The organism is Rhodococcus sp. MH15 (genome assembly GCF_019266045.1).
GTDB lineage: Bacteria > Actinomycetota > Actinomycetes > Mycobacteriales > Mycobacteriaceae > Rhodococcus_F > Rhodococcus_F qingshengii.
Genome location: NZ_LPNP01000047.1, coordinates 1 through 18852, shown reverse-complemented (window position 1 = coordinate 18852; position 18852 = coordinate 1). Strand labels below are relative to the sequence as shown.

Here is an 18852-nt window from a genome sequence, read left to right as displayed (position 1 = left end):
CCGGACTCTCCGACCGCGTTCTCGCGGCGGGATTCCCGGTAGCCGAACCCTCCGTGATGGGGTCGGCGGATCGCAGAGGAGTCGGTAAGACCGACGATCTCGACGCCGCTCGTATCGCCCGATCATTCCTCGCTGTCCGGGGTTGAGGAGGTAGTAGATCTCGCGAGCCAGGTAGCGCTTCAGGCACCTGATCGCTTCCAGCTTCGAATGGCCTTCGCTGATCTTCTTCTCCACGTAAACCTGGGTTTTCGGGTCGAGTCGAATACGGCCGATGACGGCCAGATGTTGACGATTCCTCAGCACGGGCGTACCTTCCCGCCAGCGTTGGCGCGCTGGACTTGATCAGAATCCTGTTCGTGTACAGATCATCATCCGGGAAGGTGCGTCCTCCCGGGATCCACAGGTTTCGATCATTCCTCCGCATGAAATGTTGATCTGCTCAAACCCGTTATGCGACATGCCGATCTACCGGAATGTCCTCGTGTGATCAGTCCTTCGACGATCGCGATCTTCCTTTTGGGGGCGCCACCGACTGATCGTCGAACAAGGCGCACACATCGCGAGTCAATGCGAGTTCAGCTTCGAGTGCAGCGATAGGGCGCGGGCCGATGCGAGCTCGTCGGACTCAACGCTCGGTACACCGCCGCGCACCTCCGCATCGATCAGGGCTTGGGCTTTCCACCGGAACAACGTCGCCGGCGATATGCCGGTTTCCGTAGCGATATCGGCGACTGTGTCACCACTTCGCAGACGGTGCGAGATCTGTCGCCGGACTGAGTTCGGATACGACTTGGGCACTGTGACCTCCTATGGACCGCTCTGCCTCATCTCTCATATAGATGGTTCACTTTGAGGGGCACGGATCATGCGGTCACTTGATGGGGGGTCATGTCACAGTTACCCGCCTCAGCCTTCCCGATTTCAGGCGCAGGGCGGGTGGTAGTCGAGGCCGGGCAAGACCTGATCCCACAACTGCGATGTGAGAATTCCCCGCGTCGCGTGGCAGACGCGGTGGGCAGCAGCATCAGCGTCGAGGGTGAGCGCGCGCATCGCACCACCCTCGCCTGCGGCCATGATTCTGCTCCCCGCCGGGTCGAACGCTACGCGCCACCGCACCGTTCCAGTTGGCACGATCGAGGTCCCCGTGCCGCGGATCCGTAAGCCATCGACGTCCCAGATTCGCACCGATTGGTCGTCGCTACCGCTAGCGAGGTGCTCTCCGTCAGCACTGAAGGCCACGGACCTTACAGTACTGGTATGCCCAGTTAAGACTTCCGGGTTGGCGTCGGTGTCATTGTCTGACCCGATGCTCCATATGCGGATCGATTGGTCGTCACTACCGCTGGCAAGGAGCTGGCCATCGGGACTGAACGCGACTGAGTTCACAGCGCCGGTATGCCCAACTAACGCGTTCCGTCGGGGGACGGGCATTGCAGGGTTCGACGCATCCCAGATGCGGACCGTGTTGTCGCTGCTCCCTACGGCGATGAGGTTACCTCCCGGGCTGAATGTGACGGAATTGATCCAGCCCGACGGGCCGGTCAGTGCGGCCCTTATGGGGTCGGGTCGGCTGGGATCGTCAACACGCCACAGCATCAACGACTGGTCGTCTGCGGCGGTCGCGAGTATGGAGCTATCGGGGCTGAAAGCTAGCTCGTGGGTATAGCGTGCGGAAATTGGTAGTACAGGACCCGCTGCCGCGGTTGCGCCTGAGGTAATGGTCCACAGTTGGACACCGGTGCTGCCGAGGCCCGCTGTCGCAAGAGTGGACCCGTCCGGTGAGAGAGCGAGGTTCTCGATCCCGAGTCCGTCAGGAGCGCGAAGCCGTTCCCGGATTGTCGGGGTCCGTCCTCCTGTGATATCCCAGAGTAGGACCGTACCGTCGAGTGATCCGGTGGCCATCACTTGTCCGCTGCGATCGATTGCCGGTGTGGCGACCCTGCGGCTGTGCCCAGCGAGTACCGCGCTAGGCAAACTCCAGACGCGAACGAGGCCGTCCTGACCACCGGTAATTACTTTCGTTCCGTTGTTCGTGAAAGTTGTCGTCGTCAGTCCACCGCTGCTCCCGACGAGCGGGCCGCCGAGCACAGTGGGATGGTCGGGATCGATCACAGACCAGACACGAGCGGTGCCGTCCCAACTCGCCGAGACCAGCGACTGCCCATCCGGACTGAAAGACACCGACCAGATTGCGGCAGTGTGGCCGATCAGCGGGGTCTGCCCCATCACCGGCGTATTCGGGTTATCCACCATCCAGATCCGTACGCTGTGATCGTCACTGCCCGTAGCCAGCATTCGGGAGTCCGGGCTAAATGCCACGGAGTGGACGGTGTCGGCGTGCACCCGTAGCGGCGGTCCCCACGGGATTACCGGTCCAGCGAGGTCTTCTACGTTCCACAGTATTGCGGTGTGGTCATCACTTCCCGTCGCGAGGGTACGGCCGTCCGGACTGAACGCGACGGTGCGGACTGGCGCCTCATGTCCGCGGAGAGGGGGGGTTCGTTGCGTCACGGCGGCCGAATTATCCACATCCCACAGGCGTGCCGTCGTATCGTCTCCGGCGGTGGCGATTGTGCGCCCATCAGGACTGAACGCGACCATGTAAATAGCGCCGGAATGGCCGACCACGGGGGAACCTAGTGGACTGGGACGGTCCGGATCTCGAACGTCCCACAGGCGCAGAGTTCCGTCACCCCCTCCACTTACGAGATAGTGCCCGTCCGGGCTGAAGGCGACACTGGTGACCCAGCTGGTGTGCCCGACCAGAGGACCACCTAATTGTTTGCCGCTGAGTGGATCCCATAGCCGAATCGTGCGGTCGTAACTGGCGGTGGCCACAATTCCGTTTCCCGCTACTGCGGTGTCGTAGATAGCTCCGGTATGTCCGGACATCGGGCTTGCCAGCGGAGCGTTTTGACTGGCAAGTACCATCGCGTGTGCGGCCGGGTCGAGAGGTCGCAACGCTGAGCCGGCAAGAGACACCTGAGCTGACAACGAGGGGTCGGAGTTCTGTGTGCGCCCGGCTTGTGCAAGCACCTCGGCGAACTGAGCGTCGTTTCGCTGAACGTCGGACGATACGCGTTGGGCATGACTGGTCAACGCCAGGACCATCGCTACCACCGTAAGGAGACTCAGCAAGCCGACCATGCACCGCTTCAGCAACAAGGCGGTACGGGCTTGACGGTGTCCGGCGTCGACGTACTCACGTGTTGTGGTCGCGAACTTAGCGGAGGGCTCCCTGGTCAATGCCAATGCAGACTCGAGCCGAAGCCCTCGATAGAGAAGCGACACTTCGCGATCGTTGCGGTTCCATTCGTCCGCATCCCGGTCCAGACGTTGACGTCGAACTGTATCCGCGCGATTGTCCTCCAACCATTCTGCGAACCGGGGCCAGGCTTCGAATACAGCCTCGTGGGTGAATTCGATTCCGGCGGAATCGCATGTCACAAGCCGACTGTCGATTAGTGCATCAAGGGCGGCTAGTCCGGCCTCGACGTCGGGGACGCTTTCCAGCAGTGTGTGTCGCGCAAGTCGGCGTCGTGTGTCGGGCCCGTCCTCGTTCACCGTGACCAGTCGCAGTAGCATTTGCCTGGCAGCGTGACGTTGGAGAGGAGTAAATGTCGACCATACTTCCTCAGCTGTACGTGCCAACGCCCCGTGGACACCACCAACAGATTCGTAGGCGGCAATCGTCATGGTCTGCGCAGAACGCGCATTCCACGTCTCTGTTAAGGCGTGCGCGAGCAGCGGAAGCGCGCCCCCATGTCCATATCCTGCGCCAGTTACGCCGTTGTGTACCCCGAGGTCGCGGATGATGACATCGACCAAGCCGGGTTCGACGTCGACGCCGACCAGCTTGGCCGGCCCGATCACTGCGGATGCTATTTCTTCGCGCGTCATCGCGCCCAGCACCATCTGATCTTGTTCCAGACGCCGGGCGAGTTCCGGAATCCTCAAGCATTGTTCATAAAAATCTGCGCGCACCGCAACAACAACTGCATCCACGGGGCTATCCTCAAACCTTCGGGCCTTTGCCAGTGTCACCAGTTGCTCGACGAATTGTTCCCTGACGACACCATGGTGGCATTGGGTGAACAGTTCCTCGAAACGGTCGATGATCACGATGACTCGCCCATCTGGTCGCGCCATCAACGCAGCATCCAACGCACCGAGGGGGTCTGCGCCAGGACTCAGCTGTACCGCTGACCGATTGGGGCTGAGGGCTGGTAGTAGGCCAGCATGCAAGAGCGACGACTTCCCAGTCCCCGAAGCGCCCACCAGAAATGTCAGTGCGACATCGTCTCCGCCGTCGAGTGCTTTGGACATCAGTGCCGCTGTAGCCTTGTCGCGGCCAAAGAACAATGTGCTGTCTCCCTGTCCGTATGCTGCCAAACCTATGTACGGGCAAGGGATTTCGGGTTTCCCTGGAGGTGCGAAGCGCCTTTGGTGAGACACGTCAGTTGTGACTACGTGATTGCTTCGCTGCGCACGCATCCATAGCTTTTGCCACTGTGATAGTGAGTACAGCCCCTCTACCGGGGGTTCGGGAACCCGTGCGCGTGCCGCAGCGACAAGAACATGCAAGGCCGCTGACAAACCCTCGAATCTGGCAGGTACGTTTCGGCCACCCCGCCAGTCGGAAAGCCGCTGCGCAGATACGTAGACAGTTCTGCGGGAAGCCCCGCTGACGATCGAGGCATTGGCGCGGTCAGCAACTCTCTTCAAAACCGGGTTTCCAGCCAGTTCATACAATAGTGCAAACCTGGCAGCGAACTCTGATCGCGCGTTCTCGTCAGCCCGTGAAGATCCCATGCCCACTCCATGCACTCGCTTGTTACCGATAAGTAGACATTACTGGGACTGTGAACCGTGCCGGGTTTCTTGCCGCTCCTATGCCGGCGACATCTCCGGCTGGAGAATCGATAGTTGAGAATAATAGACGGCTTCGAACTCGTCGGGAGTGACGTAGTCCAAGGTGCTGTGCGGACGGCGGGTATTGAACCAATCCACCCATTCCATCGCCCAAGAATTCGATGTCGTCGATCGTCTTGATCGCCCCTTGCGGAAACGGACTGCTCTTGGAAACTGCTTCTGTCTTGAACGGTCCGATTATCGACTCTGCAAGGGCGTTGTCGTAGGCGTCGCCGACGTTTCCAATTGAAGCCGCAATCCCTTCCAGCGCAAGCGTTTCTGTGAAGGCAATTGATGTGTATTTACTGTTGGCATCGCTGTGATGGATCAAGTCCATCGCCAATCTTATGACCGCCGTGATCGCGTCGCTACAACGCCATCTTCAATGCCGTAGTGACGATGATCATCTCCCGCACAATCCACGTCCTACCGGAACGGCACCGCGACTCGAAGGTGGAGTCGTACGGAAATTGGGTAAGAACCAGGTTTCGACCGTCGTTCACAACTCCTGAAATGAAAACGATGGAAAGCGATTGAGCACCCCCTCGTCTGGGTTGGTCGAGCGTCTTCGGGGCTTCGGCACCATCGGTCGCAGGCAGATATTACGACCAGGGCCATGCACTGCGTGTGACCAACAAAGACTGATCGTGTTGCGACGCCCCTAGAATCTGCCGCTCTGACGTATCCCCAATCGCCGCATCAGCAGACTGGCCGGGCACCATCCCACTGCCGAGTAGAACACGAGGTTTCCGCCGACGAACGCGGTCAGTGCTTGCCATCGGCGGTCGTGCAGACGGGCGAGCGCGAGGCTGGTGAGCACGACGGTGCCCGCGAGTGCGGGAACAGCGCGTTCGATGCTCAGACCGGCGGGTCCGTTGAGGGTGTCGTTGCATGACATGCGGAGAGCCTCGGTTCTGTGAGATGTTGCGGTTCGACTGGTATACCCCACGGGGTAGACGATAGACTACACTCAAGATACCCTAGGGGGTACGTGCTACCGTTCGGACACCGCTCCCGACCATGAAGGACACACAGTGAGTTCTACGGACGTTCGAACCGACGAGAGTTCTGCAGACAGCTCGCCGCCAGGGATCACTGGGGGGCCGTTGGCGCGCTTCGGTGCGCGCATGGCAGGCAATTTCAAGTGGGTGGTCACCGCGTGGCTGGTGGTCATCATCGGATTGGGAGCGTTTGCCCCGTCTGTGTTCGGATCTCTCGCCGGTGCCGGTTGGCAATCCAACGGATCGGAGTCGGTCCAGGTTCGCGAACTCGCACAGGAGCACTTCGGCGGGAACTCTTCTGCGGCGATACAGGTGGTCGTGCACTCGGACACCGAGCAGGTGACGGACCCCGCTGTCGCGGCTGTCATTTCCGAGGTCACCGACATTCTGGCTGCTGACTCGCGGATTTCCGAGGTGATCGCCCCGAAACCGGGGATGTCGATCAGTGCCGATGGGCACACCGGAATTCTCATCGGTGGAGCGAACGGGACGACCGACGAGATGGTCAAGGCCGTCGACGATCTCAAGGGCGACTTGACCGCAGCCTCCACGGACTCGATCGAGGTTTACCCGACCGGAGCATCGGCGCTGTGGAGTGACTTCAACAAGGCCAACCACGACGCGATGATCAAGGCCGAAATCATCTCCTGGCCGGTCACATTGGCGATCATGGTGCTCGCGTTCGGATCACTCGTCGCGGCAGGCCTGCCCTTGCTGTTGACACTGGCCGGTCTCGTCGCATCCGCGGGTGGCTTGGTTCTGCTGAACGAAATCACGCCGATCTCGGTGTGGGCGATGAACTTTGCGATGATGTTCGCCCTGGCGCTCGGTATCGACTACGCGCTTTTCCTCGTCGTGAGGTTCCGGGATGCGCTGCGTAAGACCATCGACACCGGTCGGATCGACCCGCAGCGTGCAGTGGCAGAAACGATGGACACGGCAGGCAAAGCCGTCCTGCTGTCCGGACTGACCGTGCTGATCAGCTTGTCTGCCGTGCTTCTGGTACCCGCACCTGCGGTGCGCACGATGGCCGTGGGCATCATGCTCGCGGTGGTGTTCGTTCTCGCTGCCACCCTCACGCTGCTCCCCGCAGTTCTGGGCAAGCTCGGACCGAAGGTCAATGCCGGCTCCCTCCCGTACGCGAAGCGGCAGGTGCATCGCTCGCCGAAATTCGCGTCCTGGGGTCAATTGCTGCACAAGCATCCGTGGCCGTTCGCCATCGGCTCCCTGTTGATTCTGGTGGCGCTGTCGATTCCGGCACTGGGCCTGAAGGTCGCCATGCCGTCCATTTCGGTTGTGCCCGAGGACGCTCCGGTCCGGCAGGGCTACGAATTGGTTCAGGCACAGATGGGTGAAGGCGCACCAGGAATGCTGCAGATCATCGCCCCCACGTCGGAGGCAGAGCAGACCGCACAGATCGCAGCGAGCGTGAACGGCGTATCGATGGTGACGCCGCCCATGCCCGCCATGGACGGATCCGACTTCGTCATGCTGCAGGCCATCCCGAACGTGGATCCGTCGGACCCCGCACTCGAGACCACACTCGACGCCTTGCGTGCCGAGCTGCCCGAGGGCGCGATCGTGGGCGGTGCGCCCGCGGAGAACCTGGACCTGCAGACAGCGTTGAACGAGTATCTGCCGATCGTGGTGTCGGTGATCCTCGTGCTCGGATTCCTGTTGCTGCTGATCGCGCTGCAGGCACCGCTGATCGCCCTGCTGGGGACCGTGGTCAGCCTGCTGTCCACCGGAGCGGCATTCGGTGTGGCGAAGCTGATCTTCCAAGACGGTCACGGCTCGTCGCTGCTCGGATTCACGCCGCAGGGATTCCTGAACGGCTGGGGCCCGGTGTTCTTCTTCGCGATGATTTTCGCAATTGCGATGGATTACACGGTGTTTCTGCTGTCGAGCGTCAAGGAACACTACGAGAACACCGGTGATCCGCACGGTTCTCAGGTCGACGGAATGGCGCATTCGGGACGGGTGATCTTCGCGGCGGCAGCGGTGATGATCGCGGTGTTCTTCTCGTTCGCGCTCGCCGAACCACTGCCACCCAAGGAGATGGGAATCATTCTGGGTGTCGCCGTATTGCTGGACGCGATTCTCATCCGCTTGGTTCTGCTGCCGGTGTTGTTGCGCTTGACCGGCCACGCCGCGTGGTGGTCACCCGCATGGCTACGAGCGGTGTTGCCCAAGATCGGCTTCTCACACAGCTGAGTGTCACCGATCTCGAGCAACACAGTGGTGGCCGAGGCCGTCCGGCTTCGGCCACCATGACCGCTCTTACCCCTAGGGGTAAACTGGAGTTTCATCGAACGAAGGACTGAACGACATGACCGGTGACACCGAAAGCATCGCGTTGGTATTGAACCGTCTGCGGCGTGCGCAGGGTCAGCTTGCAGGAGTGATCGCCATGATCGAGAGCGGTCGTGACTGCAAGGATGTCGTCACCCAGCTGGCCGCGGTATCGAAGGCCCTCGACCGGGCAGGCTTCAAGATCGTCGCCACCGGGCTCCGTGAGTGCATCACCGGAGCGGAGACGGGCGAGAAGATGAGCGAAGCGGAGCTCGAGAAGCTGTTTCTCGCCCTCGCCTGAGGTCCGCGACGGTGCGCCGACCTCGCGTCAGCAGTGTGAGGGTGCTCCGAGGGGCCCGTGTGGATGGGTGAAAACCGCACGGGCCCACAACGCTGTGGACAACAGCGCCGCCGCACATCCCAAGTACATTCCGATGGAGGGGCCCGCGAACTCGGCATCGGGCGTCAGCGATTGCCTCGACCAGATTGCCAGTACGGCGAAGACCGTGGTTACTCCGTTCCCAGCCAACGCCAAACCTGCCCATCGGAACCGCCGAAGTGAGCGAGCGGCTGCGGCCACCGTGACCGTGAACGTGGCGCTGAAGACGACGAACAGAGTGGGTAGAACTCCCGCGGACTCCGCTTCGGCGCGTGATGTACGGAGCAAGACGTCATATCCATGCGCCGAACCGGTGTGGGGTAGCGCGAACCCCAGGATTGCGGTCGCTATCGCGGCGATGAGAATCGGCATGCTTCTGCCGAACTCGACCTCGGGCAGCACCCGTCGCTCTATGGCGTCGAACACCGAGCGGTACGTGCTCAGCTCGCCGTCGACGCCGTGACTCCTCGGCTTTCGGCAGCTCACGCCCGGCCGGTGAGGATGGCGTTCCAATACAACGCCGGCAGGCCGCGCCTCTTCAGGAACCACATGTCGCGGCGTTCGTGGGTGGTGTCGATGAACGGAATCGAGGGTGCGGGCTGCATCGTGTAGTCGAATTCGGCCAGAAGCATCGTGTTCCGAGAGGTCGTCAAGGGGCAGGAGGCATAGCCACCGTACTGCGCGGTCAGCGGGCGGCCGGCGATGCTCGCCTGCAGGTTCTCGGCGACGACGGGTGCCTGCTTGCGAATTGCGGCACCGGTCTTGGAGTTCGGCGAGGATCCGGCATCACCGAGTGCGAAGATGTTGTCGAATCGACTGTGCCGCAGAGTGTTCTTGTCGATCTGTACATATCCGGCTGGATTGTCGGGGTCCGCTATGGGGCTGGCCTTGATCCAGTCCGGTGCAGATTGCCGCGGTACGACGTGGAGGAGATCGTAGGGTAGCTCTTCGCTCACTCCTGCAGCATTGTCGGTGATCGTCACCGATCGGCCGTCAGGATCGACGGCGGTGACCTCACTGTTCTTACGCACCTCGATGCCGTAGCGCGCTACCACCCGCTCGAGCTCCTCGGCGAAGACCGGCACTCCGAACATTCCGGGTGTGGGCAGGACGAGGACAACTCGGATGGCGTCGAGCACGCCCTGCTCGCGCCAGTAGTCGGCTGCGAGGTACGCGATCTTCTGTGGGGCACCCGCGCATTTGATGGGGCCGGACGGCATCGTGAACACTGCGGTGCCCGAACGCATCTTCTGGATCATCTGCCACGTCTTGGGTGCGAGATCGTAGCGATAGTTGCTCGAGACCTGCGGGGTGTCGATCGATTCGGTCATTCCGGGCACGGAGTCCCAGTCGAGCTGAATACCGGGACACACCACCAGGTGGTCGTAGTGGACGGTGGTTCCAGAGGAGGTGCTGACCGTCTGGGCCTCGGGGTCGACCCCCTCGGCTCGATCCTTGATCCAGCCGACGCCCTGCGGCATCACCGACGCCTCGCTGCGCGCACTTTCCGCGGCCGGGGCCCGGCCACCACCGACGAGAGTCCACAGCGGTTGGTAGTAGTGGGTCCCTGCCGGCTCGATGACGCCGATGTCGGTCATTCCTGCTCGCCGTAGACGTGCTGCAAGCGAAAGACCGGCGTTGCCTCCGCCGATGATCGCAACTTTGTGGTCGATGGTGTGCGCGGACATGTCGTCCTCCTGTTCGTGACACGAGCTCGGTAGGCGCGGTCTCGATTCGGTTGGTGCGGGATGGGTCAGCTCGACGTCGGTGTGGGCGCGTGCCGTGAGGTCATGACGAAGGTGTGGTCATTCCGGCTGGCGTACTGCGCATACAGCAGTCGTGCTGGAAGTTCGTTCCGGCGTTCGAGCAGCTGGTGTGCAAATGCAAGTGCGGAAGTGCAAGGCACCCTCGCCTTGATTGATCGTACGGATGTACGTACATTAGGGCTAAGGCTAGTCGCCGAGTACCACGAACGCCACACTCAAGGCGGATGAACTTTCCTCTCCCGCCCCGAGTCGACGAATGTCAGACGGCCCGAGGAGGACGTGATGGTCGACGATCGCTGCAGTGTCGCCGTGAGTCCGCTGCGCCTCGCTGGATCGGCCGGGTGCGATGCCCCTGGGTGTCCGTTGGTATGCCGACCTGCTGCACGTTCACCCGCGAGATCAGGCCCGTGCGCCATGGCGCACAGAACCTCCTGAAAATACCCCACTGGGTACCATGGATTGTTGACACCTGCACGACCGCCGCCACGATCGACAAGGAGATTTCGATGCTTCTCGAACGCATCTACGACGAAGACCTCGCCCAAGCCGGATACTTCATCGGCTGTCAGACCAAGGGAGAGGCAGTGGTGGTCGACGCCCGCCGCGACATCGGTGTGTACCTGGACCTGGCCGATCGGCATGGCATGACCATCACCGCCGTGACCGAGACCCACATCCATGCCGACTACCTGTCCGGCACCCGCGAGTTGGCCAAGGCCACCGGCGCGACCACCTACGTCTCAGGAGAGGGCGGCGACGACTGGCAGTACGGCTTCGAAGCCGAACGCCTCCACGATGGCGACACGCTGACTCTGGGCAACATCACCGTGCAAGCCGTTCACACGCCCGGCCATACCCCGGAGCACCTCTCGTTCCTGGTAACCGACGGTGCCTTCGCCGACGCTCCGGGATACATGTTGACGGGCGACTTCGTCTTTGCCGGCGATCTCGGCCGGCCGGACCTACTCGACGAGGCCGCCGACGGTGTCGACACCCGTTTCGAGGGTGCCAAACAGATCTTCCGCAGTCTGAAGCGATCGTTCGTCACGCAGCCGGATCATATCCAGGTCTTTCCGGGTCACGGTTCGGGCAGCGCCTGCGGAAAAGCTCTCGGCGCGCTCCCGTCGACCAGCGTCGGCTACGAACGCCGTTTCGCTTGGTGGGCCGGGTACGTCGAGCGCGACGACGAGCAGGGCTTCGTCGATGAGATGCTCGACGGCCAACCGGACGCACACGCCTACTTCGGCCGGATGAAGCGTCAGAACAAGCAGGGCCCGGTCGTTCTCGGGCCACTCTCTCCACTGCACGAGTACGACTCCGCAGAATTGGCACGCGCCCTGGATTCCGACGAGGTCGTCCTCCTCGACACCCGCGGCCAAGATGAGGTGCACGTCGGCACTGTCCCCGGAGCGCTCAACATCCCCGGCCTCAGCAAGGCAGCCTCGTTCGGTGCCTGGGTCTACGACCCCGAGCGAGAGGACACTCCACTGGTGGTGCTCGCCGAGGACTGTAATGCCGCCGACGAGCTACGTGATCACCTGCTGCGGGTCGGCATCGATACGGTGACCGGGTACGTCACAAGTCTACGAGGCCTCCCCATGACGACGCCCGAGACGATCGGGGCGGACGAGCTGGATTCGTTCGACCCGGCAATGGTGCTGGACGTGCGCAACAAGACCGAACACGCCGACGGCCACATACCTGGCTCCGAACAGCTCAGCGGCGGCCGATTGTTGTGGAACCTCGACGGACTACCCACGGGCGGTCCGATCGTGACCTATTGCCAGAGCGGCGTCCGCAACGCGGTCGCAGCCAGCGCACTGCGTCGCGCCGGCTACCATGTCGTCGAACTTGAGGGCAGCTACGCCGCCTGGGCCGAGCACAACCTCGAAACAGTCTGACCGGACACACCCCGAACAGGGGGCCCGTCGTACCGTCCGCCCCCGGTTCGCTGCTTAGCTTGTCTATAAGGCTCGTCGAGCCACCGATGGCGGAGCGGACCCCAGGCGACAATCCCGATCCGGTACCGACTCGGAAGTAACGTGATGCTGCGTCGCTACGCCGACATATTCACCAGGTTCGACGCGATCTCCAACAGGGCCTCCTTCGTGCTCGGCGCGTCGACACCGCGGATGGGTGAAACCTGTGTGGCAGCGGGTAGTTCAGCGGTCGGCATACGAGCGGAATGGGACTGGGCGCGCGTGAGTTCGCGGCGAGAATTTTCTCGATGCGATCGGTGTCTCGTTTACGGGTCTGCGAGGCCGGCGGCTGTTCCGTCGTGGACGGAAGGAGTTGCGGTCCCCGAGGTCCTCGATGGAGATCACTTCGGACGTGTACTGAGCATCACTCCCTGATCGCCCGTACGGATGTACGTACATTTGTTGTACAGTAACCCACGAGCGTCAGCATGTGGCGACTCAACCCACGAGTGTCAGCATGTGGCGACTCGAATTCGGATTCCGACACACAGATCGACAGGAGAGCCTCTGATGGTCGACGACGATCGCAGTGCCGCGCTCGACCGCTCCAGTGCGATGCCGCTGTGGGCGCAACTGCATGCCGATCTGGTCCGCAGGATCGGCGACGACGAATTCGCCGGCTCCGAGTTCCCGGGCGAGCATGCGTTGACCACGAGTTACGGCGTGAGTCGTCACACCACCCGCGAGGCTCTGCGGCGCTTACGGAACGAAGGAATCTTGATTGCGGAGCGTGGCCGGCCTTCTCGGCTGGCGGCTCCGCCGGTGATCGAGCAACCTCTCGGTGCGCTCTACAGTCTCTTCGCTGCCGTGGAAGCCACGGGTGTTGCCCAGCACAGCGTGGTGCGTGCACTCGAACTACGCACCGACCCCGCGGTCGCTGCCACTCTGCAGGTCGGCCCCAAGGCCCCACTGCTCTACCTGGAGCGCATCCGTATGGCAGGGACGATGCCGTTGGCGCTTGACTATGCCTGGTTGCCAGGAGATCTGGCACACGACCTCCTGGACGCAGACTTCACTCATACAGCTCTGTACATCGAGCTCGAGCAACGCTGCGGCATCCGCCTCACCGGTGGCCGCGAGGACGTCACTGCCGTCGTCCCGGATCCAGAGGATGCGGCAGCACTCGAACTCGATGCGAAGACCGCCGCGCTGTCGATCCGCCGTTTGGGTTTCATGAACTCCCGGCCGGTGGAGTTACGGCACACAGTGATTCGAGGAGATCGGTTCACCGTGTCGGCCACGTTCTCATCGAGCGAGGGCTATCGCTTCGTGCCGGCCATGCCGCTGCACGCCCTGTAAGCACCCACCGATCCAAGGAGCGTTCTTCATGACTGGAGCACTACCGGCAGCCGATCCAGCTGCCGCACACGCACTGATCGCCGAATCCGGAGCCATCCTGATCGATGTCCGCGAGGACGACGAATGGGCTGCCGGACATGCCCCCGCTGCCGTACACGTCCCCCTCGGATCGCTCGACCCCTCCGATTACACCCCGGACCAGCCTCTGGTGGTCGTCTGCCGTTCCGGAGCCCGGTCGAGCAAAGCCGCGGCGGTACTCGGTGCGGCGGGACGCACGGCCCACAACCTGACCGGCGGAATGAAAGCGTGGCACCAAGACGGCCGCCCCGTGGTCCGTGATGACGGCACCCCCGGCACAGTGATCTGACATGGTCGCCACCCTCGCGATCGCAGTCGCCGCCGGGATACTCATCGGGCTCTCCCTCGGCGCACTCGGTGGTGGGGGATCGATACTGACTGTTCCTGCACTGGTGTATCTCCTGGCGGTCGAACCGCAATCGGCAACGAGCGCCTCGCTGATCATCGTCGGCATCACCTCGATCATCGCGGCCATCAGCCATGCGCGAGCACGTCACGTGCGGTGGCGGGCAGCCGGAGTGTTCGGAATCCTGGGCTCGGTGACCGCTTTCGGTGGATCGATCCTCAATCGGTCGGTCGACCCGCAGATCTTGCTGCTCGCGTTCGCTGCACTGATGATCGTCGCAGCCGGCGCGATGCTGCGCCGTACACGGCGCGGACACGATGCCGACGTACCGACGCCGAACCCGGCCGAGACCGAGGAGATGCACCCTAGCGCCGTCGCGGTCACCACCAAGCCCGCGAAAGTGAAGATCAACACTTCACAGGTGGTCAAGCTGGTCACCTCCGCGCTCGTCGTCGGCTTCCTTACCGGTTTTCTGGGAGTGGGCGGCGGATTCCTCATCGTCCCTGCCCTGGTTCTGGCACTGGGTTATACGATGCCCGTCGCTGTCGGAACATCGCTGGTGATCATTTCCATCACCAGCGCAGGCGCCTTCACCGAACGCCTCGGCACGGGTGCCGCAATCCCGTGGGAGATCGTCGTTCCGTTCACTCTCGCGGCAATCGCAGGCTCGTTCGCAGGAAAAATCATCACCGACAAAGTCTCTGTCACCACACTCACCCGTAGCTTCGCAGCCCTGCTACTCGTCGTGGCCGTCTACGTCACTGTCCAATCCGCCATGGCCCTGTGATGCACGCCGGCGTCGCCCACCGAGCCCCTTTCTACGCACGCAGTTGCGGGCGCACCCCACACCTGGATCGAGGAGATCGTCGATGACCGCACTGATTCCCCGCCGAGAAGCAGCCAGGCCGTATCCGGCGCGTAGTGAACCCAAGGGCTCGACACTGTTCCAGTTGGTGACCACCACCGATCATAAAACGATCGGCAAGATGTATTTGGTCACCTCGTTCGGTCTGTTTCTCATCGGCGGTCTGATGGCGTTATTGATGCGCGCTGAATTGGCGGTGCCGGGGCTGCAGTTTCTTTCCAACGAGCAGTACAACCAACTCTTCACCATGCACGGTACGATCATGCTGTTGCTCTACGCGGTACCGGTGGCCTACGGTTTCGCGAACTACATTCTTCCGCTGCAGATCGGCGCACCCGATGTCGCATTCCCGCGGCTCAACGCGTTCGCGTACTGGTTGTATGTGTTCGGGTCGTTGATCGTGCTCGCCGGGTTCATCACCCCGGGAGGCGCGGCGGACTTCGGGTGGACCGCTTACACCCCACTGACGAGTGCACTGCATTCACCCGGTGTCGGTGCCGACCTGTGGGTACTGGGCCTGATTCTTTCCGGGCTCGGCACCATCTTGGGTGCGGTCAATTTCGTCACCACCGTCGTCTGTCTACGGGCACCGGGGATGACGATGTTCCGGATGCCGATCTTCACCTGGAACATTCTTGTGACCTCACTCCTGGTGCTCCTGGCGTTTCCGACCTTCGCCGCTGCACTGGCCGGTCTGGCATTCGATCGCCACTTCGGCGGTCACGTGTTCGATCCCGCGACCGGGGGAGCGATGCTCTGGCAGCACCTGTTCTGGTTCTTCGGACACCCCGAGGTCTACATCGTGGCGCTGCCCTTCTTCGGGATAGTCTCCGAGATCTTCCCCGTCTTCAGTCGCAAACCCATCTTTGGTTACAAGGGATTGATCTTCGCCACTCTCGGCATCGCTGCCCTCTCTATCACCGTATGGGCGCATCACATGTACGCCACCGGCGCAGTGTTGCTGCCGTTCTTCTCGTTCATGTCCTTTCTGATCGCGATACCGACCGGGGTAAAATTGTTCAACTGGGTCGGCACCATGTGGCGAGGGCAGGTTACCTTGGAGACGCCGATGCTCTTCAGCGTCGGATTTCTGATCACCTTCCTCTTCGGCGGCCTGACCGGGGTACTGCTCGCTAGCCCTCCGATCGACTTCCATGTCACCGACACTTACTTCGTCGTCGCGCACTTCCACTACGTGCTGTTCGGCACCATTGTCTTCGCCACCTATGCCGGGGTGTACTTCTGGTTCCCGAAAATCACCGGCCGCATGCTCGACGAACGCCTCGGCAAGTGGCATTTCTGGACGACCTTCATCGGGTTCCACATGACGTTCCTGGTTCAGCACTGGCTCGGCAGTGAAGGGATGCCGCGCCGCTACGCCGACTACCTACCCTCGGACGGCTTCACCACTCTGAACTCAATCTCTTCCATCGGAGCGTTCATCCTCGGAGCATCGACGTTGCCGTTCGTGTGGAACGTCTTCAAGTCCTACCGCTACGGCGAGCTCGCTATCGTCGACGACCCCTGGGGATGCGGCAATTCCCTCGAATGGGCCACCACCTGTCCACCGCCGCGCCACAACTTCACCGAGCTCCCCCGGATCCGTTCCGAGCGGCCGGCATTCGAGCTGCATTACCCGCACATGGTCGACCGGATGCGCACCGAGGCGCACGTGGGCTTGATGGGCCACACGGCCGGAGTCCGGGCCCCCTCCGAAGTCGTGGCCGACGGTATCGAACACGACACCGCCAGCGAGAGCGACACCCGGTGACGAGAGATCGTTGCGGCCATCGAGTGGGCGCGAATGTGCTGCTGCCGGGCCGAGGGTCGTACGCCATTGCCTGCGTCATGGGGTTCTACGTGCTCGCGCTGATCGTGGTGTTCACCTGCCTCGTTCCGCGTCTGTCGGCACGTTCTGAGACAGTTGTGACCGCCGCTGTGGTGGTGGTGTTCGCGGTGCTTCTCCTGCTCGCGATGATGTTCGCAGCGCGCACACCACGACGGGCGGCATCGGCACCGATCGGCGTCGTCGAAGGGTGGGCAGTGGTCCTGGACGTCGACATCGGTTCGGGGAGCGTGGCGCTGAAAGTGACTGTTCCAGGATCGGGAACATATCGGTCCGAAGTCCACGTATCACGTTCGATGGCAGTTCAACTCGTGGTCGGCAGCATCATCTCGGTCTGGGTCGACCCCGACCGTCGTCAGAGGATGACCCTGGTCGGCAGTGCACCTCCGCCCGCCGAGGCACCTGAGCAGTGGCGGCACTGACGAGCCCGATCGAGGCCAACTGCGCGACGACACGAGAGAGGCTTCGGCACGCAACGATGCCGACCGATATACCGCTACGACACCGTCGTTCGGTGTTCGGGCCACGAACCACCGATGACCGCTCCGAGTCTGGACGCGCGCCATCGCTTCTCTCGGGACGAGGTCCTTGGAATGCCCGTGTTGGTGGTGTGATGCCGACACTCATCTGCACGATCCGACAGGTTTCGACGTAGTCCGGTCTACGTCGACACAGGCTCGCTCGGTGTGCGAAATGCCTTCGACGCGACCACGTCGCAACGGTGGACGACACCACCGGATGCCTTCTCAAAACCGAACCTGACCGCCGGCATCCGGTGCGTCCGCGAGCCCGTGCAATCTGGGGCAGGTGGAGATCGCGTACTGCCTCTACTTCTTGGAGAACATGCGAGAGAACAATCCGGTCGATTTCGGATCGGCCTCGTGCCCATTGCATCGAGCGGACGCGGGAACGCCCCGCATCACTTGCTGAACGTGTTGGCCGCAACCCGCCCAGGTGGTCTTTCCGCACTTCTTGCACGTGACAGCTCTGCACATGGCATCTCCTCAAGTTCTTCGACTATGAAGGCAACTATACCCGTAGGGGTATAAAGTCAGGTGGCCGGGCCGAGGCGGCCGGATGGCCACCGCGTGCTACCGGTTGGTGTTGCCCAATGTGTCGACGGCACGGACGAAGTCCGGCGGCATCGCAGAACTCCACGGGCGCTGCCCGAGTGCAGTTTTGATTCCCACCAGTGCCCCAGCTATCGGTGGGCAGCGGGGGCACTGTCTGAGGTGTTCGTCGATCCGCGTCGATGTTTCGACATCGAGGTGACCGTCGAGATAGGCCGACGCGTGGACCAGGGTTTTTCGGCACAATTCGGAATCGACACTCTCGCTCGCGGATACGGCGGGGAGTGCTCGCAGCAGTCTAATCCGCGCGCGATGAATCCGCTTGTAGACCGATGCGACGGTGAGCTCGCAAACCGTGCTGATCCGAGGTGCGGTCCATCCTTCACCGTCGTGGAGCGCAAGAACCATTCGATCCTCGACGGACAAGGTCGCCAGAGCGGCACGCACCGTCTGCTCGTCGGCCAGCGACTCGGCGAGAACCTCGGGATGATCGAGACGGCTGACCGGCAAGTCGATATCGTCGATGCCCGATGGCACGGTGCGCGCCGAATCCGCGCGCGCTGCCAGATCCCGGGCGCGATTGATCGCGATTCGGTAGAGCCAGGTCGACAGAGCGGACTCCGCCCTGAAACTGCGCCTGCCACGCCACGCACGTTCGAGCACATCCTGCACGAGGTCGTCCGCGTCGGCTGGTGAGCGGGTCATACCCCCCCGCGATTCTGCGGAGAACCGGGGTCTGAACCGACAGTTCGACAGCGAAGTCCTCGTCGCCGAGAGCATCGGAACCACCATCGCGGGCGCTCGCCTGTTCGCCGACCTGTCCAGATCGGCGAGGTCGTCCGTCCAACAGTGAAAGACCGTCTACAGGACAGGACCGATCATGTCGTTCGTCGATTGGAGGAATGATCGAAACCTGTGGATCCCGGGAGGACGCACCTTCCCGGATGATGATCTGTACACGAACAGGATTCTGATCAAGTCCAGCGCGCCAACGCTGGCGGGAAGGTACGCCCGTGCTCA

The 18852-nt window shown here is 62.2% G+C and carries 15 protein-coding genes and 2 pseudogenes; 8 read left to right on the top strand and 9 right to left on the bottom strand.

Annotated features, from left to right (window positions below; all coding sequences use genetic code 11):
• Positions 1-135: 135 nt before the first annotated feature.
• From ATN37_RS01360 to ATN37_RS01340, 6 genes and pseudogenes are all read right to left on the bottom strand, one after another.
• Positions 136-330, bottom strand: a pseudogene (locus ATN37_RS01360) (IS110 family transposase); the annotation flags it as partial.
• 234 nt (positions 331-564) lie between these two features.
• Positions 565-798 carry a transposase gene (locus ATN37_RS32280; protein WP_021334551.1) on the bottom strand — a complete coding sequence of 78 codons (234 nt, stop codon included), beginning with the start codon at positions 796-798 and terminating at the stop codon, positions 565-567.
• Between the two features lie 123 nt (positions 799-921).
• Positions 922-4494 carry a WD40 repeat domain-containing protein gene (locus ATN37_RS01350; protein ID WP_330885272.1) on the bottom strand — a complete coding sequence of 1191 codons (3573 nt, stop codon included), beginning with the start codon at positions 4492-4494 and terminating at the stop codon, positions 922-924.
• Positions 4495-4890: 396 nt separating this feature from the next.
• Positions 4891-5019: an integrase core domain-containing protein gene (locus tag ATN37_RS33090; RefSeq protein WP_021334548.1), complete on the bottom strand. Its 129-nt coding sequence runs from the start codon at positions 5017-5019 to the stop codon at positions 4891-4893.
• A gap of 63 nt (positions 5020-5082) precedes the next feature.
• A pseudogene (locus tag ATN37_RS33085) lies at positions 5083-5242 on the bottom strand (IS3 family transposase); the annotation flags it as partial.
• 330 nt (positions 5243-5572) lie between these two features.
• Positions 5573-5809 carry a DUF2892 domain-containing protein gene (locus tag ATN37_RS01340; protein ID WP_011331582.1) on the bottom strand — a complete coding sequence of 79 codons (237 nt, stop codon included), beginning with the start codon at positions 5807-5809 and terminating at the stop codon, positions 5573-5575.
• A gap of 136 nt (positions 5810-5945) precedes the next feature.
• On the opposite strand from ATN37_RS01340, the gene ATN37_RS01335 reads away from it, so the two are divergent.
• Entirely contained in the window at positions 5946-8126 is a 2181-nt protein-coding gene (locus ATN37_RS01335; protein ID WP_011331581.1) for an MMPL family transporter, read from the top strand.
• 115 nt (positions 8127-8241) lie between these two features.
• Positions 8242-8505: a metal-sensitive transcriptional regulator gene (locus ATN37_RS01330; protein ID WP_011331580.1), complete on the top strand. Its 264-nt coding sequence runs from the start codon at positions 8242-8244 to the stop codon at positions 8503-8505.
• Positions 8506-8532: 27 nt separating this feature from the next.
• Here the strand turns inward: ATN37_RS01330 and ATN37_RS01325 are convergent, their stop codons facing one another.
• Positions 8533-9069: a hypothetical protein gene (locus tag ATN37_RS01325; protein WP_011331579.1), complete on the bottom strand. Its 537-nt coding sequence runs from the start codon at positions 9067-9069 to the stop codon at positions 8533-8535.
• Positions 9066-10271 carry an FAD/NAD(P)-binding oxidoreductase gene (locus tag ATN37_RS01320; RefSeq protein ID WP_021334544.1) on the bottom strand — a complete coding sequence of 402 codons (1206 nt, stop codon included), beginning with the start codon at positions 10269-10271 and terminating at the stop codon, positions 9066-9068. The genes ATN37_RS01325 and ATN37_RS01320 overlap by 4 nt, the downstream gene beginning before the upstream one ends.
• A 584-nt stretch (positions 10272-10855) precedes the next feature.
• Between ATN37_RS01320 and ATN37_RS01315 the strand changes: the two genes are divergently transcribed.
• The 6 genes from ATN37_RS01315 (at position 10856) to ATN37_RS01290 (ending at position 17184) form a co-directional block, all read left to right on the top strand.
• Positions 10856-12250, top strand: coding sequence for an MBL fold metallo-hydrolase (locus ATN37_RS01315; RefSeq protein ID WP_030537988.1), 1395 nt, complete (start codon positions 10856-10858; stop codon positions 12248-12250).
• Positions 12251-12838: 588 nt separating this feature from the next.
• Entirely contained in the window at positions 12839-13627 is a 789-nt protein-coding gene (locus tag ATN37_RS01310; protein ID WP_011331576.1) for a GntR family transcriptional regulator, read from the top strand.
• A 28-nt stretch (positions 13628-13655) separates the two neighbouring features.
• Positions 13656-13994 (top strand): rhodanese-like domain-containing protein, encoded by a 339-nt coding sequence (locus ATN37_RS01305; protein WP_011331575.1) that lies wholly within the window; start codon positions 13656-13658, stop codon positions 13992-13994.
• A 1-nt stretch (position 13995) separates the two neighbouring features.
• Positions 13996-14838 carry a sulfite exporter TauE/SafE family protein gene (locus ATN37_RS01300; protein WP_011331574.1) on the top strand — a complete coding sequence of 281 codons (843 nt, stop codon included), beginning with the start codon at positions 13996-13998 and terminating at the stop codon, positions 14836-14838.
• A gap of 82 nt (positions 14839-14920) precedes the next feature.
• Complete coding sequence (gene ctaD / locus ATN37_RS01295) at positions 14921-16687, top strand: cytochrome c oxidase subunit I (RefSeq protein ID WP_011331573.1); 1767 nt, start codon at positions 14921-14923, stop codon at positions 16685-16687.
• Complete coding sequence (locus ATN37_RS01290; protein WP_134771772.1) at positions 16684-17184, top strand: hypothetical protein; 501 nt, start codon at positions 16684-16686, stop codon at positions 17182-17184. The genes ctaD and ATN37_RS01290 overlap by 4 nt, the downstream gene beginning before the upstream one ends.
• 669 nt (positions 17185-17853) lie before the next feature.
• On the opposite strand, the gene ATN37_RS01285 is transcribed toward ATN37_RS01290, so the two are convergent.
• A complete protein-coding gene (locus ATN37_RS01285) occupies positions 17854-18537 on the bottom strand; it encodes a sigma-70 family RNA polymerase sigma factor (RefSeq protein WP_021334540.1) in 684 nt (227 codons plus the stop codon).
• Positions 18538-18852: the final 315 nt, after the last annotated feature.